Raw genomic sequence first — 15,750 nt, 5'->3', positions numbered from 1 at the left:
TATTCAAACTTAAGTTACAGGCTCACTCCCTGACTTTACTGGCCTTAACGGCTTACCTATACCACTTTGCATACTGTTTAGTTGATAGTAGTAACCTTGCTGCTTTATAAGCTCATCATGATCACCTGTTTCTACTATGCGACCTTTATCCATTACAATGATTCGGTCACATTGGCGTACCGTACTTAAGCGATGCGCAATAATAAATACGGTACGGTTATGGCAGATCGCGTGCATGTTTTGCTGGATGATTCGTTCAGATTCATAATCTAAGGCACTGGTGGCCTCATCGAACAATAGGATTCTTGGATTTGTAATCAGCGCTCGAGCAATAGCGATACGCTGGCGCTGACCACCGGATAGGTTACAGCCATGTTCACCCACCGAGTTATCGTAACCTTCAGGCAGTTCAAGAATAAATTCATGTGCACCGGCTAGCTTTGCCGCTTGAACAACCGCTTCCATTGGCAGACCGGGATTTGCCAGAGCAATGTTCTCTCTAATACTTCGGTTAAATAGGAAGTTTTCTTGCAGGACCACGCCAATATTGCGGCGCAGCCATGCAGTATCGACCATGGCGAGATCTACCCCATCAATGAGTACTCTACCACCTTCGGGCACATACATGCGTTGAATGAGCTTAGTCAGGGTACTTTTACCTGAACCGGAGCGGCCCACAATACCGATCACTTCTCCCGGTTTTACGTTTAGGGAGATATCATTAAGGATACGCGGCCCATCGGGGCGATAACGAAAATTAAGGTGTTCAAATGTCACTTTGCCTTCTAGCTTAGGCAGGGTGCTGCGATTAGGATTATAGCCAGGTTCAGTCGGTGTATTGAGGATATCGCCTAAGCGCTTAACAGAGATGCCTGCTTGCTGGAAATCCTGCCAAAGCTGCACCAACTTAAGAATCGGCCCAGAAACACGCCCTGCGATCATATTAAACGCAACCAACTGTCCTACTGTTAATTGACCATCAATCACTAAATGCGCCCCGTACCAAATAATCAGGACGGTGGTAATCTTACTGATAAAACCAGCAATTTGATTGGCAACGTTATTCAGGTTTTGAGTTCGGAAGGACGCTGTCACATATTTTGACAGTTGATCTTCCCACTTACGCTGCATCTGCGGCTCCACAGACATCGCTTTTAATGTTTCAACCCCGGTCACCGCTTCAACAAGGAATGCCTGATTTTCTGCACCGTGTTTGAACTTCTCATCTAATCGATGTCGCAAGATAGGCGTGATAAAGATCGAGAGCGCTATATAGAAAGGGATCGTCAGTAAAACAATGATTGTCAGCGTGGGGCTGTAAAACCACATTACAGCAAAGAAAACGATGGTAAAAAATAGATCAATGACTAGCGTTAATGCGGTGCCCGTAATGAAATTACGGATCGTATCAAGTTCTCTAACTCTGGCAACACTCTGACCTACTTGACGAGATTCAAAGTAAGCAAGGGGCAACGAGACCAAATGATTGAAGAGCCGCGCACCTAACTCGACATCAACACGGTTAGTAGTATGCGAGAACACATAATTTCGCAAGCCTCCCAAGATTGCATCAAAGACCGCAATAGCAACAAAACCAAAAGCAAGTACATCCAGTGTAGTAAACCCGCGATGAACTAAAACTTTATCCATCACCACTTGAAAGAGCAGTGGCGTTGCCAATGCGAATAACTGCAAGAAAAACGATATTATGATGACTTCAGTAAAAAACTTTTTGTATTTTAAGAGCGCTGGTATAAACCATTTAATATCGAATTCTTTAAAACTGGTTAACAACCCCTCTCGTTTGCTCAGTAAAATAATATCACCTGCCCAGATTTCCATCAGCTCCGATTCACTTAACTGCTCTGGCTGCTGTTTATCTGGGAAAAGTACTAATACTTTACCTTCGCTAGTAGATTTACTCTCATCTCCACCCCCAACACCTTGATTTTCATCGTCCGTCGCTGGTGCTGGACGAACTTCCGACGCATGTGCCACTTTAGCCAACACAAGGTATTCACCGGAATGAGTCACTAAAATGGCAGGAAGAACAGCGCTGTTGAGTTTAGAAAAAGAAAGGGAAGATTCGCGCGTTTTAAAACCTAATGATTTAGCAGCACGAAGTATTTCTGTATTACCAAACAGCTCTCCAGGCACACCAAATTGATGCTGTATTTGTGGCGCTTCGGCCGGTAGCTGATGAAAACGAGAGATTGCAATTAATGATTGCAAGCCGCTATCTATAGAGGTATCTGCCTGTGATTCCATAACGGGCGACAACGAGTCCTTGTTGAAGTAGCCAAGAATTGTATACTGTTTGAATTAGTAGAACAAACAATGATACTAAGCATACAAAGTTTGTTACGATCGGGTATTTTCTGATCTTGCCAAAGCAGGCAATGGCCCTTCTAGCCCCATAGCAAAGCGCATCACTTTATTTCGAGCAGGACTCACTTTACCCGCAATACCTAAACCTAGATTACGCAGTAGTTTTAATGGACCGCTTTGGTTACTAAAGACACGATAAAACAGATCCATGGTTTGCATCATAATGAGGTTATGTTGACGGCGTTGTTTTTCGTAATCATTCAATACCTCTAGTTCAGTGATATCTTCACCCGTCTTAGCAGCAGCAAGTAGTGTTTCAGCGAGTGCAGCAGCGTCTAACAAACCTATGTTAACGCCCTGGCCTGCCAGCGGGTGGATCATATGGGCAGCATCACCTGCTAAGGCTACACCTTCAAGTACATACTGCTGTGCGTGCTGTCGTCTTAGTGGAAAAGCGCCACGTCCTAAGAGTTGATCTATATTCCCTAAACAGTCAGGAAAGACCGATGTTAATTCAGCCATAAAGCGATCATCAGGCAATGCCATTAACCGTTTTATCTCATCTGGGGTGTTATACCAAACCAGAGATGCGTGATTACCAGATAGTGGAAGAAAGGCTAAAGGCCCAGTAGGAGTAAATTGCTGCCAAGTGATATCTTGTTGCGGATAGTGGGTTGTAACTGAGGCAACTAATGCACTTTGCTCATAATCCCACTTATTAACGCCAATACCTGCCGCTGAACGTACCTTTGACTCACCACCATCGGCCGCAACCAGAAGCCTTGCTATAATTTCTCGATCATTATCTAAACGAATGATGCTGCTACCAGGAGAGTAATCAATCTCTTGAATACCTGCAGGGCAGATAAGGTCGATATTATCAAACTGCTGCAAACGCTCTAGCAAAGCTAATTGAATGATACGATTTTCTACAATATGGCCTAGGTAATCACAGCCAATATGATCTGAAACGAACTCTGTAGCAGCCTTCTCTTCACTCGCCTCCCACACTTTCATACGACGATAAGGACAACTACGGCGCGATAATATACCTTCCCAGGCTCCAACCTTCTGTAAGATATTTTGAGACGCTACACTAATAGCTGAAACACGTAGATCGTGTGGCTGCTCACTATCAAACTCCGCAGGGTAGTGATTTTCAAGAACCGCCACAGATAGATTACTACCACCTAAGGCACAAGCGATTGTCGCACCAACCATGCCACCGCCTACTATCACAACGTCATATCGAGTCTTCATCTTTTCTACCAAATCATCGTTAAATGCAGACACGAGTATACGCAAAAAAAATACTGACTTCTTGAAAAGGAGCCGGAAAATAATGAATCTTCTAAGCTATCCCTTTTTCACCTCAAGCTTTATAAATAATTCTGTCCTTAAAGACGATTTACGACGCTTTTTTCTCCGAAGCAGACGAATTTGATTTATAATCCACTTATCTTTAATTCTTTCCAAATGAGCTTACTGTGTCCAATACCCCTTTCTCCAGTTTAGACCTGCCCCAATCGATGCTTGCCAACTTAGATAGCTTGGGTTATCAACATATGACCGCAATTCAAGAGCAAGCATTACCAGAACTTCTTGCAGGTAAGGATCTAATAGCCAAAGCCAAGACTGGCAGTGGTAAAACAGCTGTTTTCGGTATTGGCACGCTACTAAAACTCAAGACAAAGAACTTTGCCACACAATCACTAGTGCTTTGCCCTACCCGTGAGCTTGCCACCCAAGTCGCTAACGAGTTGCGTAAACTTGCACGCTTTACAGAGAATGTGAAGATTTTAACTTTATGTGGCGGGCAGTCTATCGGGCCACAGATTGGCTCTTTAGAGCATGGTGCTCACATTGTTGTAGGCACGCCAGGACGCATCAAAGATCACCTTCGCAAGAAAACCTTACGCTTAGAGCAAGTCCATACAGTTGTCTTAGATGAAGCCGACCGTATGCTCGATATGGGCTTTGCAGACGATATTAGGGATATCATCTCCCATGCACCCAAAAAGCGCCAAACACTACTCTTCTCTGCGACCTACCCTAAATCAATCGCTAAACTTAGCGCTGATATTCTAGTAGACCCTGTGACAGTTGAAGTTGAATCAACCCATAGCCAAAACCAAATTGAGCAATATTTCTTTGAGATTAACAAAGAAAATAAGCTCAATAACCTGACAGATATTATCAGTAACTATCAACCTGAGTTTGCAGTAATTTTCTGTAATATGAAGCAAACTTGTAACGATGTTCAACAACACCTAAAAGCGATGGGCTATAGCGCTAGAGCAATCCACGGCGATTTGGAACAACGAGAGCGTGACCAAGTGCTTATGCAGTTTGCCAATCGCAGCTGTTCATTCTTGATTGCAACGGATGTGGCCGCACGTGGCCTTGATATTGACGAGTTACCCTGTGTAATAAACTATGACATCACCCGCGATGCTGAGGTACACACCCATCGTATTGGCCGTACTGGTCGTGCAGGAAAACAGGGGATCGCCCTCAACCTTTATCAGCCATCAGAAGCCTATAAAGTAGCGGCAATTGAGACATATCTAAAGACTGAATTCAGTGTGACGCCTTTACCTACCGCCAAAGCAGACTTTGTTCCTAGCAAGCCTCCTATGACGACACTTTCTATTGCGGGCGGTAAAAAAGACAAAGTACGCCCAGGCGATATTCTCGGTGCTCTGACCGGTGATGCCGGTATTGATGGCAGCCAAGTCGGCAAGATCAACGTACTAGATTATGTCGCTTACGTTGCTGTTGATGCTAAAGTGGCTCGATCTGCAGTAGAGAGCTTAAATAAAGGCAAAATTAAAGGCCGTAAATTTAATACTCGCCGCCTTTAATTAACCAGATTACCTGATGCAACCTGCTGAATAATACGACGGTAATGGTCCGCCATTACTGTCCAGTTCAAATGAGAAACATCGACACATTCAAGCCCGCTCCCAGCTTTCTTATAATCAATCAATTGCTTTAAAAAAAGCGCAAGCGTCTCAGCCTCATCCTCTCCACTATAGCGACAGCCTTCAGGGAACAGTTCGGTATAAGCGAGCCTATCAGGGACAACAGGAAACGCACCTGCAGCAGCACCTTCAAGTACAGCAATACCTTGATAATCATGTAAGGCCGTTGATAGAACCACATCAGATTGCTGTAACAACTGCTGATAAGCCGAGCGCGACTGCATATAGCCCCAATGCCCTATCCTATCAGCCAATAACGCGTTAAGTAGATCGAACTGTTTAGGAATCTTCCGAAACTGCTGACCAACAATATTGAGCGTAAAATCCACATCAAAATCAGATAACAACCGCATGCTATCTAAGAGTAATTGAGGGTTTTTGTCATACTCCCAACGGTGATTCCAAGTAATAGTAAACTCGCCGTTTATAGCAGTACTCGGCAAAAAACTATCATCACTCAAAGGGACAGACAGCACTGAGGAGCGCTTCCTAATCCTTTCAATTAAACCTAAAGGCACTTGGTCAGGTAATTTAGCCAGTAAAGCTGCCGCGCCTTCTAACATTGTCTTCCGATTATACTCACTGTTGAACAAGCAATAATCCGCTGCTAATGCCGTATATAAGTTCAAAATACAGGGTTCTACGCTCTTAAACTCTTTACCTGAACTTGGATAAGCAAATTGATTCTCATGAAAATAAACCAAGGTAGGCGTATTAGCCAAAGAGGGAACAAAACCCCGCAAGGAGGATAAGTCGGTCATCGACGTAGCGATCACTAAATCATACGGCTGGGAGAGTGTTTCATATTCAGAGAAAGCCCAGCTTAAGCTATTCCCTCTCATTCGCCAGCTAAAGTATCGACCCGGTAACTTAAGTACTGTCCATTGATATTCAGATAAGTGTGTGACCAGTCCTTCTCGCCAATAAACATGGCTATCAGCATCATAAGCAGACAATAGTAAAATGCGCATAAATAAACTAGCCAACTCCGTTCGTTAAAATGACCGCTGTTAAGTCGTTGGCATTTTACCCCTCCCCCTTTTATTTGCACCCAACCTATAGAGCTAAATGCACCATAAAGTATCAATATACGCGACTTGTTGAAATTTAATCCCCTTATAGGCAGATAAAATTAATACTTGCTCCAACAAAAAACGGATGACGTTTAAATATTAAGTAAGTAGCAGGAGATAGCAGAGATGAATACACAACAACTGGATCAACTTGAAAAAGAGATCACTAATAAAGTTAAAGAAGGCGATATTATCTTCATCTCGATTGATAGCTTTCTCTATCGCCAAGTCGCCAAAGGCACTGGAAGCTGGACCTCACATGTGGGCTTTATTGTCCAAGAAAATAATCAATGGTATGTACTGGAAAGCGCAGTCCCTAAAGTAACACGCTGCCCTTTACGCAAGTTTCTTTCTAGAACAACCAATAACGAAGTCAGTGTTATGCGGGTAAAAGAGGGGCTCAATCAAAAGCAGATTGATAAACTAAAATATGCCGCAGAAGAGAAAATGGGGATTTATTACCACTTAGGTTTTAAATACGATTCAAAGCGTCAGTTTTGCTCAAAGTTTGTCCACCATATATTCAAAGAAGCCTTAGGGATTGAGATTGGTAAAGTGCAAACGCTAGAAGCCTTGCTACAAGAAAACCCTCAAGCTAGCGTTAACTTCTGGCGCTGCTGGTACTTAGGCTTTGTTCCTTGGCAGCGAAAAACCATTACACCGGCCAGCCAGCTCAATGATCCTCAACTCAAAACAGTCTTTAGTGCATGTTAAACCTACGAGCAAAAAATCAGCGATAGCCTAAACAAAAAAACCACCCGAAGGTGGTTTTTTTATCTAAAGTAAAATTACAAACGTTCTACTTCAGCTTTCTCTTTTAGTTGAGTTAGATAATCTTGGTAATCCTGCTGGCCTTTACGGTTACTCAGCATCATACTCATATAGCTAATCTCTTCCGGCTTCAGGTCAACATCCGCCTCAGTTACTTTATCAAGCACTACGATTGATTTGCTACCATCTAGCATATCAACTGCCGCATAGCTCATAGCGTTCTCAGCAGGCTTAGGCAATTTAAATACAGCAGATCGTAACTCTTGCGGTAAATCCTGTTGAGTACGAGTGACGCCGGCAAGCGTCGTTACCGTGGCACCCGTAGCGACATTCTCTAAGCTATCTCCTTGCTTCAGTTTAGCGATAAGTTCATCCGCTTGAGCCGCTAAAGCTTGCGCTACCTTTTCATCTAACAACGCTTCTTTAATCATGGCAGCAACTTCTTCAAGTGTTTTCTCACGAGGTAGCTCATGTTGAACTACTCGTAACACTAGGGCCCGGCCAGAATCTAATTCGATAGGTGTACTATTCAACCCATCTTTAATCAGCTCTTCATCAAAGGCGACGCCCAAGACTTTAGGGTTAGCTGTAATTTCATCTTCACTACCCGTGCGGGAGAAAAGCTCTGTCTTTTGAATTTCAAGATCAAGCACTTCAGAAGGCTCAACCAAATCACCAGAAGAGAAAGATATATCAGCTAAGCGCTCTAACTGAGCTACATATTCTTCCTCAGATAATTGATTTAGCAGATCACTTGCAAGATCAGCTTTAGCTTTTTCAAAAGAAGGCACTTCAGTTGCTTCAATATCGATAAGCTTAATAATATGGTAACCAAATTCAGTTCTAACAGGCGATGATACTTGCCCTTTCTCTAAGGCAAAGAGTGCATTATCAAACTCATCAGAAAATACACCTTTCTCATTAACACCTAAATCACCACCCATTTCAGCGGACGCAGGGTCATCTGATTCAGTTTTAGCAATAGCCTCAAAAGCCTCACCCGCCGCTATACGTTCAGCAATATTAGCAGCCTTAGCTTTTGCAGCAGCATCATCCTGCTCATCTGAGATAGCGACGAGAATGTGCGCAGAGTGGCGAAGTTCTTGTGCTTGAAAGGTATCAATTAATAGCTGATAAGCACTTTCTAACTGCTCATCCGTCACTGTTATTTCAGTTTCTAACGCGCTACGTTCAAGTAATAAGTACTCTATAGCAACCTGCTCATCAGTTAAGTACTCTGAACGATGCTCATCGTAGTAATCTGCAATTTCTTGATCACTCACATTTAAAGATGAACGAAGTGAGGATGCAGGAAGTGTAAAATATCGTAGATCTCGTGTTTGGCTGTCCAATTGAGCGATTGAGGTCAACTCAGAAGGGAGAGTAAAAGCAGATAACATAAACGCTGCACGTTCCTGTTCCGTTATCTTGTCTTTACGTATCAAATCACGATACATCATCGGTGTCAGACCGGCATTACGTAAAACAGCTTCAAACTGCGCACGATTAAACTGCCCATCCTGTTGAAAATCTGTTGTTGTCAAAATCAGTTGATCAATCATGTTGTCAGAGAATGTTAATCCCTGATCGCTAGCGGACTGAACAAGAACAGTCTGCTCTATAAGGCCTTCCAGTACCATGTTGCTGATTAAGTTATCATCAAGCAACGCTGGATCTGCATCCTCTCCCATCTGGGAAAGCATTTGGCGTTTCTGAAGCTGAACACCTTGAACGAGATCCTGTTGACTAATCTCTTCGCCATTAACTGTAGCAGGCGCATTGCTGCCCGCAGTTAAACTAACAAGTGATTCAACACCAAATAAAGCAAAAGTAACTGCAATCAAACCAACAATAATCTTGGCGATGATTCCTTGGGAGTTATCCCGAATGGACTGTAGCATTATGCCTATAAACCCCTGAGCATTTTTTCACACAAAAAAAAAGCGCATTCTAAACGAATGCGCCTTTCTTGATTTCTTTCTGTTGGCGGAACGGACGGGACTCGAACCCGCGACCCCCTGCGTGACAGGCAGGTATTCTAACCAACTGAACTACCGCTCCTTAAAGTAAGATCGTGACGCGATCAGATCTTACTTATTAACTGCGTCTTTTAAAGCCTTACCAGGTTTAAAAGTAGGCAGCGTAGCAGCAGCAATCTCAATTGGTTTGCCTGTCTGCGGATTGCGACCTGTACGAGCTGCGCGCTCTTTTACAGAAAATGTACCGAAACCTACAAGTGCCACAGAATCTCCGTTCTGTAATGCACCAGTTACTGCTTCTAGAGTCGCATCAAGTGCACGACCAGCAGCTGCTTTAGGAATATCGGCTGAAGCTGCGATAGCGTCGATCAGTTCAGACTTATTCACATTGTTCCCCTTTAATAGATCGTTATTTTTAGTTTTCGTAATCCATGCCCAGCAAGATGGTAAGCATTTATACCAAGTGGTAGAAAGCGGTGTCAAGACAACTTGTGCACCTTTCTCCCCTTATGAGCTCTAATGAGGCTTTATTTGCCCCGGCTCAGCTTTTCCAGGCTTTTCCTTTGCTGCAACAACCTCGCCTTCTTCTTGCTCTATTGGCTTAGGCTGATACTTAAGTGCGATATCTAAAACTTCATCTATCCACTTAACAGCTTTTATATCTAAATCTGCTTTGATATTGTCAGGAATCTCCTTCAAATCACGCTCATTTTCTTTAGGAATAAGAACCGTTTTGATTCCCCCCCTATGAGCTGCAAGCAGTTTTTCTTTCAATCCGCCTATAGGCAAGACTTGCCCCCTAAGGGTTATCTCGCCCGTCATGGCAACATCAGCCCTCACCGGTATATTGGTCAAGACTGATACTAAAGCAGTACACATGCCGATGCCAGCACTTGGGCCATCTTTCGGCGTTGCCCCTTCAGGAACATGTATATGGATATCATGTTTCTCATGAAAGTCTGGTGCAATACCTAATGCCGAAGCTCTATTTCTTACAACAGTCAACGCCGCTTGAATAGACTCTTTCATGACATCGCCAAGGCTACCTGTAGTCACCTGACGACCTTTACCTGGCACTACAGCGGCTTCGATACTAAGTATATCGCCACCAACTTGAGTCCAAGCTAAGCCTGTCACTAGTCCAACTTGATCTTGCTCTTCGGCAATACCGAAATTGTATTTCAGGACACCGCTATAGTGCTCAAGCTGTTCTGTATCAACGGTAATAGTACCTGCCTTATTCGAAAGCGCGAGCTCTTTAACAACCTTACGGCAGATCTTAGCAATTTCACGCTCAAGGCCACGAACACCGGCTTCTCGCGTATAGTAGCGGATAAGTCCAGTAATGGCACTATCTGTAATCTCAACTTCGCCCGTTTTTAAGCCATTATTTTTAAATTGTTTCTCTACGAGGTAATTACGAGCAATATTTAGCTTTTCATCTTCGGTGTAACCGGGGATACGAATGATTTCCATACGATCCAAAAGTGGACCAGGAATATTCATAGAGTTCGAGGTACAAACAAACATAACATCCGATAGATCGTAATCAACTTCTAGGTAGTGATCATTGAAGCTAGAGTTTTGCTCCGGATCAAGAACCTCAAGAAGTGCTGACGCCGGGTCTCCACGTTGGTCCATACCCATCTTATCGATTTCATCTAATAAGAACAGTGGATTTTTAACACCAACTTTAGCCATCTTCTGTAGCAATTTACCCGGCATTGAACCTATATAGGTACGACGGTGACCACGAATCTCGGCTTCGTCACGTACACCACCTAGCGCCATACGGACATACTCACGATTAGTCGCACGTGCAATAGAACGCCCTAGAGAGGTCTTACCAACCCCAGGAGGACCTACAAGACAAAGAATAGGGCCTTTTAACTTTTTAACGCGCTTTTGAACAGCAAGATATTCTAGAATGCGATCTTTAACTTCCTCAAGACCATAATGATCCTGATTAAGAATTTTCTCAGCTCGCTTCATATCATGACGAACTTTTGAACGCTTAGACCATGGAATGGAAAGCATCCAGTCGATGTAACCACGCACAACGGTTGCTTCCGCTGACATAGGTGACATCATTTTTAATTTGTTGTATTCCGCCATGGTTTTGTCGAACGCTTCCTGAGGCATTTTCGCTTCAGCAATGCGATTCTTCAGCTCATCCATGTCGTTTGTGCCAGACTCATCCAGATCGCCTAACTCTTTCTGAATGGCCTTCATCTGCTCATTCAAATAGTATTCGCGCTGGCTTTTTTCCATCTGCTTTTTGACCCGGCCACGGATCCGTTTTTCGACCTCAACCAAGTCAATTTCAGACTCCATCAACGCCATTAGATGCTCAAGACGCTCTTTATTACCCAGCATCTCGAGAATCTGTTGTTTTTCTCCTAATTTCAAAGACATATGGGCAGCAATGGTATCGGCCAAACGCCCTACATCATCAATATTTTGGAGTGAAGACAATACTTCTGAAGGAATCTTTTTATTGACCTGCACAAAGCGTTCAAACTGTTCAAGCACCGTGCGTTTGTACAAAGTGTCTTCAGCTTCAGTCAGCTCCTCAATAGGTAACACAGAGGCTTGAGCAGAGAAAAAGCCTTCATCTTCGTGCAAACTATGAATAGTCGCACGGTAATCACCTTCGACAAGAACTTTCACTGTGCCATCTGGTAGTTTCAGCATCTGCAAGATGCTGGCAACAGTACCTACTTCAAACAGATCATCCGCCAGAGGTTCATCATCAGAAGCGTTTTTCTGAGCAACTAATAAGATCTCTTTCTCGCCTGACATTGCTGCTTCAAGTGCATCAATGGATTTTTGCCGCCCAACAAAAAGTGGGATCACCATGTGCGGATAAACAACGACATCCCGTAATGGGAGTACGGGCAATTCAATTACTTGTGACTGTGATTCGTCATGTTGAGTCATGCAGCAATAGCCTCATCAAACAGGTCCGCGGTGCTCTGCGGATAAATTCTTTAAATACGCGATAAACGATTAATGGTTACATGGGGGTGTTTCTATATAAATGCAACCAGCGGGATCAAAATAATACAGCGTTTAGAGTGTCATGAAGGTTGTAGATATTAGAAGCATTGTTATTTTATAACAGCATCTTAGGGCGGAGACAATTGAAAAGGGGAAGCAAGCTTCCCCTTTTCAATCACATGTTATTTATAATATGCGTTTTCACGCACACTATGGTCGGTTACATCACGTACCCCAACCAAATCTGCGATACGCTCAACTAAGGTTGCCTCAACCCCATCTTTCAGAGTCATGTCAACAGCGCTACACCCTTGGCAACCACCGCCGAATTGAAGAATAGCAATCTGCCCCTCTTCCTCCTCGACAACTTCCATTAGCTTCACCTCACCACCATGAGATGAAAGGCCCGGGTTAATTTCTGAGTAAAGAATATAATTAATCTGCTCAGCTATCGGACTATCTGCAGACACTTTAGGCACTTTAGCGTTAGGCGCTTTTATCGTCAGCTGGCCGCCCATACGATCTTTTGCGAAGTCCACATACGCTTCATCTAAATAAGGAATGCTGTTCTTTTCAACATAAAAACGTAGTTTAGCCAACTCCATGACTTCATCATCTTCAATGATTTCATCAGGGCGACAGTATGCAAGACAAGTTTCAGCGTAGGAGGTCCCTGGCTGAGTGACAAACATACGCACCGCCATGCCTTCTACATCTTGCTTGCTAAGAAGTTCTACTAAATAATCTTCAGCCGTTTCTGTAACGGTAATATTCATACGATGTCCTGTATGTTAAATCTACACTTTAATTAGCTGTAGGATACACCCAAACTATTCCCGAGTAAATTGATCAACTATTAATCGAACCCCTATTATAAATCCATCCTAAGGAGTAATTCTATCCACTTGTATATTTGTTCAACTTTAAAACTAAGTGTTCTGTTAGAATAAGGCCTTTTGCGCCGATCCTCTATGTCTGCATTTCTTCGACAGAAAACAATTATCCTCCTCGGACTACCGATCATCGCGGGTATGCTCTCTCAAAGCGTTATCAATTTGATAGATGCGGCCTTAGTCGGTCAACTTGGTGAAGCCTCTCTTGCGGGCGTTGGTATTGGTAGTTATACCAATTTTGTTGCTATCAGCTTAATACTCGGGCTGTCTTCAGGTGTACAAACGCTCGTGGCAAGAAATAGAGGGCAAGGACAACATAATTATGCAGCGACTCCTGTCCATTGGGGATTGCTAATCTCTTTTCTTGTTGCCCTCCCCCTGAGCATAATTTATATCCATTATTCTGATAGTCTCGTTGCTATAATGTCAGAGGATTCTTCTGTTCAAGATATTGCTTCATCCTATTTTGATTACCGAACAGCAGCTATGCTTGCCGCTGGAATCAATTTATCTTTTCGCGGGTGGTGGAATGGTAATAAAACACCTATTACTTATTTTAAAATCCTTGTGTTTACCCACTCCTTAAATATAGTCATTAGCTACTGCCTTATTTTTGGACATTTAGGCTTACCTCAAATGGGAGCGCCGGGCGCAGGATTAGGCTCAGCAATTGCAATTTACTCAGGCGCGCTTATCAATGCGGTTTTTGTGTATAAAAATGCAAAACCTGCCGGTTTATTAAGGTGGCATTCGGGCAGCATAATTGAGTTTTCAAAATTATTACATTTATCTATCCCCCATTCACTTCAGCAGTTTTTCCTAGCCCTATCTATCTGCGTACTTATTTGGATCATTGGACAACTGGGTACGAGTGATCAAGCGATCGCGCATGTGTTAATTAACTTATCTCTATTCTTAATTTTACCCGCAGTAGGGCTCGGAATTGCTTCTACATCGTTAGTCAGTCACGCTATAGGGGAAGACAAACAACAGGAAGCTCTCAGATGGGGGTGGGCTGTGTTAAAAACTGCACTCGCTTTTATGCTGCTTCTAAGTTTACCTTTATGGCTCATACCAGAAACCATACTCGGTTTCTTTTTACAATCTAACGCATTAATAGAGCAAGCGGTGCTACCGTTACAGATAGCAGCTTTAGCTATATGTCTAGATGCAGCCACCATTGTATTAACTCAGGCATTGTTTGGTGTAGGCGCAAATCGTATAGTATTCATTATATCGACGTGCGGCTTATGGGGATTTTATCTTCCTTTAGCTTGGTTATTTGGCCCTGCTTTAGGTTTTGGATTAATTGGAATCTGGATTATCCAGTTGATATATCGTGCGCTATCGTCGCTAGTTTTTATCTATATTTGGCAACAACAGCGTTGGTCAATGATCAAACTGTAATTATTACCAGCTTTAACCTAAAACATTATTATCCATCCACTCATATCTACATCTGGATGCGTAACATCTAGCTAAGCTCAAGCCAGCGGGTCTGGTTTATCATTCTAATCTGCATAATTAAGGATCTATTGTATGGCTGAGCAGTCACTGGTCTTTTCATTTTTCTTAATTTTCACAGGCGCAGCTATTGTTGCCTCATTAGCTCTTTACACGCGTCAACCTTTGCTTGTTGCTTATATTGCTTTAGGAGCACTCCTTGGGCCTTATGGCGTAGCTATGGTCACCGACACTAAGCTGTTAACAGATATATCCCATATAGGTATCATTTTTTTACTGTTTTTACTCGGTCTTGATATGCAACCCTCTCATCTTATTCATATGCTAAAAAAAGCAACGCTGGTCGCCATCGCAAGCTCCGTTTTATTTTTCATCATAGGCTACGCTGTCGGCTTTAGTTTTGGTTATACACAAACAGAATGCATGATTATCGGTATCGCTATCATGTTTTCCAGCACGATTATTGGAATCAAGTTACTCCCCACTACCGTTTTACATCACCGCCATACAGGGGAACTGGTTGTAGGCTTATTACTACTACAGGACGTTATTGCCATTATGATGCTGTTATTTCTTTACAGTGGTACAGGGGAAACTAGCGATTCAGAAACAATGATTATCTTCGCCAAAACCTTAGTAGCCCTACCTCTGCTTATTTTGGGCGCTTTTATATTTGTCAGGTTTGTTCTCTTAAAACTGATACAAAAATTTGACCGCTTTCATGAATATATTTTCTTACTAGCGATTGGTTGGTGCCTTGGACTAGCGGAACTGGCTAACTTTGTCGGCTTATCCGCCGAAATAGGTGCTTTTGTAGCGGGCGTTTCCATCGCGACAAGCCCTATTGCTCAATATATAGCTACAAGCCTAAAACCCTTACGTGATTTTTTCTTAATACTGTTCTTCTTTTCAATTGGCGCTAGCTTCAATCTATCTTTAGTGGGACTCATTGCAATTCCGGCTATTATATTGGCATTGCTCGTATTAAGTTTAAAACCTATGATTTTCCGTTTTCTCTTAAACGGTATTAGCGAATCACCGTCAATCGGCTGGGAGGTAGGATTTAGACTAGGGCAGATCAGTGAATTTTCGTTACTGATCGCTTATATTGCCGCAGGCTCCATGATGATTGGGGAGGAGGCATCACACGTAATTCAGGCTACAGCGATTTTAACCTTCTTACTTTCCAGTTATGTAGTGATTTTTAACTTCCCATCACCGATCGCTGTATCAGATAAATTGCGCCGTGATTAACGGC

11 protein-coding genes and 1 tRNA gene are annotated in these 15,750 nt (G+C 43.0%); 4 read left to right on the top strand and 8 right to left on the bottom strand.

Going from position 1 to position 15,750, the window contains the following annotated elements:
* Nucleotides 1-9 precede the first annotated feature (9 nt).
* Together Q4486_RS13500 and Q4486_RS13495 are read right to left on the bottom strand one after the other, a co-directional pair.
* Nucleotides 10-2,268, bottom strand: a complete 2,259-nt coding sequence (locus Q4486_RS13500; RefSeq protein ID WP_303519783.1) for a type I secretion system permease/ATPase — start codon at nucleotides 2,266-2,268, stop codon at nucleotides 10-12.
* A gap of 93 nt (nucleotides 2,269-2,361) precedes the next feature.
* Nucleotides 2,362-3,588: a UbiH/UbiF/VisC/COQ6 family ubiquinone biosynthesis hydroxylase gene (locus Q4486_RS13495; RefSeq protein ID WP_303519782.1), complete on the bottom strand. Its 1,227-nt coding sequence runs from the start codon at nucleotides 3,586-3,588 to the stop codon at nucleotides 2,362-2,364.
* Between the two features lie 227 nt (nucleotides 3,589-3,815).
* Here Q4486_RS13495 and dbpA point away from each other — a divergent pair, with 227 nt between their 5' ends.
* The gene (gene dbpA, locus Q4486_RS13490; protein ID WP_303415146.1) at nucleotides 3,816-5,192 is read left to right on the top strand and encodes an ATP-dependent RNA helicase DbpA; all 1,377 of its coding nucleotides are present in this window, start codon (nucleotides 3,816-3,818) and stop codon (nucleotides 5,190-5,192) included.
* On the opposite strand, the gene Q4486_RS13485 is transcribed toward dbpA, so the two are convergent.
* The gene (locus tag Q4486_RS13485; protein WP_303519780.1) at nucleotides 5,189-6,283 is read right to left on the bottom strand and encodes a DUF3524 domain-containing protein; all 1,095 of its coding nucleotides are present in this window, start codon (nucleotides 6,281-6,283) and stop codon (nucleotides 5,189-5,191) included. The two genes, dbpA and Q4486_RS13485, sit on opposite strands and share 4 nt — an antisense overlap.
* A gap of 228 nt (nucleotides 6,284-6,511) precedes the next feature.
* Between Q4486_RS13485 and Q4486_RS13480 the strand changes: the two genes are divergently transcribed.
* Nucleotides 6,512-7,099, top strand: a complete 588-nt coding sequence (locus Q4486_RS13480) for a YiiX/YebB-like N1pC/P60 family cysteine hydrolase (RefSeq protein ID WP_303519779.1) — start codon at nucleotides 6,512-6,514, stop codon at nucleotides 7,097-7,099.
* Nucleotides 7,100-7,173: 74 nt separating this feature from the next.
* Here the strand turns inward: Q4486_RS13480 and Q4486_RS13475 are convergent, their stop codons facing one another.
* From Q4486_RS13475 to nfuA, 5 genes are all read right to left on the bottom strand, one after another.
* A complete protein-coding gene (locus tag Q4486_RS13475) occupies nucleotides 7,174-9,057 on the bottom strand; it encodes a SurA N-terminal domain-containing protein (protein ID WP_303415151.1) in 1,884 nt (627 codons plus the stop codon).
* Between the two features lie 83 nt (nucleotides 9,058-9,140).
* A tRNA-Asp gene (locus Q4486_RS13470) sits at nucleotides 9,141-9,217 on the bottom strand.
* 29 nt (nucleotides 9,218-9,246) lie between these two features.
* Entirely contained in the window at nucleotides 9,247-9,522 is a 276-nt protein-coding gene (locus Q4486_RS13465) for an HU family DNA-binding protein (RefSeq protein WP_007020114.1), read from the bottom strand.
* A 129-nt stretch (nucleotides 9,523-9,651) separates the two neighbouring features.
* On the bottom strand, nucleotides 9,652-12,075 hold the full coding sequence (gene lon, locus Q4486_RS13460; protein ID WP_303519778.1) for an endopeptidase La: 2,424 nt from the start codon (nucleotides 12,073-12,075) through the stop codon (nucleotides 9,652-9,654).
* A 242-nt stretch (nucleotides 12,076-12,317) separates the two neighbouring features.
* Nucleotides 12,318-12,911 (bottom strand): Fe-S biogenesis protein NfuA, encoded by a 594-nt coding sequence (nfuA, locus tag Q4486_RS13455; RefSeq protein ID WP_303519776.1) that lies wholly within the window; start codon nucleotides 12,909-12,911, stop codon nucleotides 12,318-12,320.
* Nucleotides 12,912-13,106: 195 nt separating this feature from the next.
* Here nfuA and Q4486_RS13450 point away from each other — a divergent pair, with 195 nt between their 5' ends.
* On the top strand, nucleotides 13,107-14,435 hold the full coding sequence (locus Q4486_RS13450) for an MATE family efflux transporter (RefSeq protein WP_303519774.1): 1,329 nt from the start codon (nucleotides 13,107-13,109) through the stop codon (nucleotides 14,433-14,435).
* A 132-nt stretch (nucleotides 14,436-14,567) separates the two neighbouring features.
* A complete protein-coding gene (locus Q4486_RS13445; RefSeq protein ID WP_303519771.1) occupies nucleotides 14,568-15,746 on the top strand; it encodes a cation:proton antiporter in 1,179 nt (392 codons plus the stop codon).
* Nucleotides 15,747-15,750: the final 4 nt, after the last annotated feature.

This window comes from Neptuniibacter sp. 2_MG-2023, assembly GCF_030547495.1.
Classification (GTDB): Bacteria; Pseudomonadota; Gammaproteobacteria; order Pseudomonadales; family Balneatricaceae; genus Neptuniibacter.
This window is presented reverse-complemented; position numbering and strand designations above follow the sequence as displayed.

Bases quoted from the DNA above. Each gene is read 5' to 3' on its own strand.
- Q4486_RS13500 (WP_303519783.1), bottom strand. From the start codon at position 2,268: ATGGAATCACAGGCAGATACCTCTATAGATAGCGGCTTGCAATCATTA.
- Q4486_RS13495 (WP_303519782.1), bottom strand. From the start codon at position 3,588: ATGAAGACTCGATATGACGTTGTGATAGTAGGCGGTGGCATGGTTGGT.
- Q4486_RS13485 (WP_303519780.1), bottom strand. From the start codon at position 6,283: ATGCGCATTTTACTATTGTCTGCTTATGATGCTGATAGCCATGTTTAT.
- Q4486_RS13480 (WP_303519779.1), top strand. From the start codon at position 6,512: ATGAATACACAACAACTGGATCAACTTGAAAAAGAGATCACTAATAAA.
- Q4486_RS13475 (WP_303415151.1), bottom strand. From the start codon at position 9,057: ATGCTACAGTCCATTCGGGATAACTCCCAAGGAATCATCGCCAAGATT.
- lon (WP_303519778.1), bottom strand. From the start codon at position 12,075: ATGACTCAACATGACGAATCACAGTCACAAGTAATTGAATTGCCCGTA.
- nfuA (WP_303519776.1), bottom strand. From the start codon at position 12,911: ATGAATATTACCGTTACAGAAACGGCTGAAGATTATTTAGTAGAACTT.
- Q4486_RS13450 (WP_303519774.1), top strand. From the start codon at position 13,107: ATGTCTGCATTTCTTCGACAGAAAACAATTATCCTCCTCGGACTACCG.
- Q4486_RS13445 (WP_303519771.1), top strand. From the start codon at position 14,568: ATGGCTGAGCAGTCACTGGTCTTTTCATTTTTCTTAATTTTCACAGGC.